The following is a 4,551-nucleotide window of genomic DNA, read 5'->3' as shown; positions in this document are numbered from 1 at the left end:
AGCATTCCATCGAGCTGATCGCGCCAGGGGCCGAGCTTCGGCTGAGGTTGACGGGTCCGTTCGTATTTGAACTCCGTCTCATCGGTGCGCAAAACCTTCCGCACCACTTTCCGCGATATGCCCAACTCCCGGCAGATCGCCTTGATCGACTTGCCCTGAACATGGGCTAGCCGCCGTATCTTCAGAATTGTTTCCACAATAAGCATCCAAACAAAAAGCCTCCGATGAAACCGGAGGCTGTTGTAACCCCATCGCAGATGGGGGGCCCGTTTGGACGCCGATCACCCCATTTGCGGGGTCCTTATTCCATGCCTAATCACATATTGGCACCGACAAGTGTTCAACAGGCCAGCCCGCAACGGAAAGGAGGCGCCCATGGTTCACGTTTTCCATGTCGACGGCGCCACGATCCAGCCGTCCCGGGACATCGAGTGCAAGGACGATTCCGGTCTCGGAATCTGCACCGGCCGCATGCGCGAGGAAGTTCTCCGCGTGGATCGCCGTCGCAAGCGACGACGATCCACGACCATAAGGAGATTCCATGTCGACTATCATTCCGCTTCCGTCTGCCATCGTTGCGGTTAAAACCCATCACCTCAACGACGTCGACAATGACACCAAATGCCGGCTGCATTCCGGCACGGCAGCCATGGCGTCCATGACGGGTGAACCGATGTCGCGCGTCCGCGATGCCGTGCGCCTCGCCCGTCATGGCGCTGGCTGGGTAGACCGTCGTCGCGCTCCCGCGATCACAAAGATGCACGACGACGAGATCGAGAGCACCTTGCGATTGCTGGGCTATGCAGGCGAATGGCACGAGGTCAAAGGTCGTCCGACCCTTGCTGCGTACCTCAAAGCCCGCACGGGCATCCAGCAAAGCCACCCTTGCGTCGTGTTTATGAACAACCACCGCGTCGCGATCAGTGGCGAGTTGTTTTGCGATGTGACCAATGGCGGCCTTATGGTCGATATCGACCGGGCACCCTGGCGGCGCAAACAGGTGCACCGTGTGTTCGTCCTCACCCACGGCATCCCCGCGACGCCCATCCCGTCGAAGACTCTTCAGCGCATCCAGCCGACATACCTGACGACCGAGCAGAAGCATCAGATCAAGGAAATGGATCGCCTGTTTCGCGAAGCCATCAAGGCAGAAACTGGCGCAACGCGGGTCAAGGTGACCTCCACTGAGGTCTTCATCATTCGCCCCAATGATTCCGGCTGGGCGTGGTGCGGCGCTCGCGACAGCGTCGTCGACAGCCTGCTCAAGCTTCAGCAGCATGGCTGGATTGGCGGCAACACCGATGAGGCCGCGGCCTATCGCTCCATGAGGGGCTACTGACCAGCGCTCAGGAGCGGCTTCTAATCGCGGCAATTATTGCCGCCAATACCTGCCAACGGCCAGACCATGATGATCTGGCATCGCGGCGGGGCTCTCAAGTCCCCCCGCCGCCGCCGCCGGCTACCATGTCCCCCCGCCTTCGCCTATTCGAACGGAGATCACTCCATGACCAAGAACGTCCTGTTCTACGCACGCCATTCTGCCGGATACCATGACCATGCCTGCCGCGAAACGCAGCTCTACTACGGGCGCCGCTTCATCAAGGAGAAAGGTTGGACCTTCGTAAAGTCCTATGCTGACGAGGACATCGGCGAAGTCGTCTTCATGGCGCAGCCTGGCGTGCGCAAGCTGTTCGCCCATATCGAGCGCGAAACGGTCGATATCGTCCTCTGCCATACGCTCGACCGGTTGTGCTCGCGATTTGATATCGCCAGCCGACTGTTGAGCGAACTCGCTCACAAGGGCATCGAACTCTGGATCGCCGATCCCGGCGAGCGTATCACCGCCCGGAATCTGTCGGATTACTATATGACCGTCCGCAGCAACATGTTTGTGCCGGGCGGCCGTATTGCCCAGGTTCCCGATGACCTGCGCGAGGAGAAACATTTCGCGCCCCTTCCATTCGGCTATCGCTACGCCGGCGCCTGCAATGCGGACGGCCAGCGCATCTTCGGTTTCAAGGTTGTCGATCCGGTCGCCGCCGACGTCGTCCGCCGTATTTTCAGTTTGTATACCGAGGGGATGGCTCCAACAAAGATCGCAGCTCTTCTGAATGTGGAAGGCGTGGCCGGTCCCCGTGGGAGTATCTGGCGCGACGCTGCGATCCGCGGCAATCGCGCCCATGGAACGGGGATCCTGAACAACCCGGCTTACATCGGCGTGTGTAATCAGGCGGGCGACGATGACGACCATTACGTATCGGCGCTGCGCATCGTCAGCGATGAACTCTGGGACCGCGTGAAGGATCGCCAGAATGCCGCGGCCGAGCGTGCTGCAGGATTGGCAGGGGGCCGCAAGCAGCAGAGCTGAGCACGCAGCAAACGCACTGGTCGGCGATACCGGCCGGTGTTCACGACGAGATTGTTTCAGATGGAATTGCCCCGATGACCAAGGATGTCCTGTTTTATGCCCGCTACTCTACCGACCGCCAGAATGAGGTCTCGATCGAGACGCAGATTGAGCTATGCGAAGCCTTCGTCAAACAGAAGGGCTGGAACCTCGTTGCAACCTATTCAGATTCCGCTGTCAGCGGCATGAGCTTTATGTTGCGCCCCGGTATTCAGCGACTTTTGGCGCACGTGAAGCGTGAACGCATCGACGTCGTGCTGTGCGTCACCGTCGACCGCCTGTCGCGCGATGTCGAGCACAGCGCCAGGATCCTCAAAGACCTGAACTACCAGAACACCGAGATCTGGACTGTTCATGCCAGTCAGGCGATCACGAAGCTGGAACTGCATTTCCGGGCGACCCTGAGCGACGAACTCGTCGACCAGATCCGCTTCCGGACGCGCGAAGGAATGAAGACGGCGGTAAAGAAAGGCAAGGCATCAACGTGCCTCGCCTATGGATATAAACTGTCCCAGGAGCGCGACGCCAACGGCGACCGCATTAAGGGTCAGCGAGATATCGATCCGGTCAAGGCGGAGATCGTGAGACGAATCTTCAAAATGTATGCCGATGGTATCTCTCCGCGCGACATCGCCCACATCCTGAACAATGAAGGTATCATCGGACCACGGGGCGCCGCCTGGCGCGATACTGCCATCCGCGGCTCCAAAACAGTCGGAACCGGTATCCTCAACAATCCGAGCTACATTGGCCGCATTGTCTGGAATAAGCGGCAGTACCGTAAAAACCCTGACACGGAGCGGCGCACTGCCCGGATGAACGATGCCGATCAATGGGTCTGGGCAGACGTACCGACAATGCGTATCGTCAGCGACGATCTGTGGGATCGCGTTCGTGCTCGCGACGCCGAGATCGGCGACCTCTATCAAAACGCCAGGACCAACCGCCTGAACGCTACACAGCGGCCGGAATATTTGTTGAGCCGGATGCTGGAATGCGCCGAATGCGGCGGCCCCTACGCGATTTCGGGCAAGGATCGCTATAGCTGCACCAATCGCAAGAAGCGTCTGCCGATCGATGATCTCGGTGGCGCCTGCTGCGGCAACAGCAAGACGATCACGCGCCACGAACTCGAAGAGCGCGTCCTCAACTGCATTCCGGTCGCCTTCTACTCGCTCGATATCTTTGACCGCATTTCGCAGAAGATGGTCGCGCATGAGGTGAGCAAGCTGAAGACCATTCCTTCCCGCAAAGATCAGATGACCAGCGAACTGGCATCGATCAAGTCGAAGCAGGCAAGCCTGATGCAGCAGATCCAGGATCGGCACGCTGAAGGCCGGCCGCGTCTCGCCATTCTCGACGATCAACTCGATGACTTGGAGGCAGCGCGCGAGGCGCTTCTTGGGGAACTCGCCACCACCGAAGAACCCGAGCAGGATTTCTCGGAGAAGATTGCCAAGTTGAAGGCGCAGTTCGATCCGACGAATACCGAGCTTGCCATTCGCAAGTTGATCTTCCTCGCCCGCAACAATGCCGACGAACAGGCCAAGCGCCGGCTGATGCCGATCGTGCGGGACCTCATCCAGACGGTCGTTATCGGCAAGACACCGGGCCACCAGCCGGCAAGCCTGCAGGTGCATGGCGACATCGCTAACATCATGGCATCGATGGACGTGATCGACATGATGCAGCATCAATTCGTGGCCGCAGCCCAGAACGACCTGCTGACCCGCATTGCATCTGGCGAGATCGACACGGAGCACAAAAAGAAAAAGCTCCTCGAGGCTTACGCCGAGGAGCTTTTAAAGAAGTTTCCCGAGTGGGAGAATTTACAAGTTTCAGTGGTTGCGGGGGCAGGATTTGAACCTGCGGCCTTCAGGTTATGAGCCTGACGAGCTACCGGGCTGCTCCACCCCGCGATATTATTGGAAGTGGTTTTTGTTTTGAGAAGATTTTTACTTTGCCATTAGCAGACCTGGCAGCGACCTACTCTCCCGCGTCTTGAGACGAAGTACCATTGGCGCTGGGGCGTTTCACGGCCGTGTTCGGAATGGGAACGGGTGCGGCCGCCCCGCCATGACCACCAGGTCGGCTAAGGGCAAAGTGATGCCTTGCATGACTTTGCCTTTCCTTTTTTGACTTTG

The 4,551-nt window shown here is 58.8% G+C and carries 3 protein-coding genes, 1 tRNA gene, 1 rRNA gene and 1 pseudogene; 3 read left to right on the top strand and 3 right to left on the bottom strand.

Annotated features, from left to right (window positions below):
• A pseudogene (locus T424_RS22975) lies at positions 1-206 on the bottom strand (IS21 family transposase); the annotation flags it as partial.
• A gap of 335 nt (positions 207-541) precedes the next feature.
• On the opposite strand from T424_RS22975, the gene T424_RS0118615 reads away from it, so the two are divergent.
• The 3 genes from T424_RS0118615 to T424_RS22345 all read left to right on the top strand — a co-directional run bounded on the left by T424_RS0118615 (position 542) and on the right by T424_RS22345 (position 4,293).
• Positions 542-1,339, top strand: coding sequence for a hypothetical protein (locus T424_RS0118615; RefSeq protein WP_027489054.1), 798 nt, complete (start codon positions 542-544; stop codon positions 1,337-1,339).
• 165 nt (positions 1,340-1,504) lie between these two features.
• Complete coding sequence (locus T424_RS0118610) at positions 1,505-2,368, top strand: recombinase family protein (RefSeq protein ID WP_027489053.1); 864 nt, start codon at positions 1,505-1,507, stop codon at positions 2,366-2,368.
• Between the two features lie 74 nt (positions 2,369-2,442).
• Positions 2,443-4,293, top strand: coding sequence for a recombinase family protein (locus T424_RS22345; RefSeq protein WP_084268590.1), 1,851 nt, complete (start codon positions 2,443-2,445; stop codon positions 4,291-4,293).
• Here the strand turns inward: T424_RS22345 and T424_RS0118600 are convergent.
• Positions 4,250-4,326 (bottom strand) — tRNA-Met (locus T424_RS0118600). The genes T424_RS22345 and T424_RS0118600 overlap by 44 nt on opposite strands.
• Before the next feature lie 54 nt (positions 4,327-4,380).
• Positions 4,381-4,495, bottom strand: a 5S ribosomal RNA gene (gene rrf, locus T424_RS0118595).
• Positions 4,496-4,551: the final 56 nt, after the last annotated feature.

The sequence above is a fragment of the Allorhizobium undicola ORS 992 = ATCC 700741 genome, assembly GCF_000621665.1.
Taxonomy (GTDB): domain Bacteria; phylum Pseudomonadota; class Alphaproteobacteria; order Rhizobiales; family Rhizobiaceae; genus Allorhizobium; species Allorhizobium undicola.
Note: the sequence above shows the minus strand (reverse complement) of the source record. Positions and strands in the feature narration are given on the sequence as shown.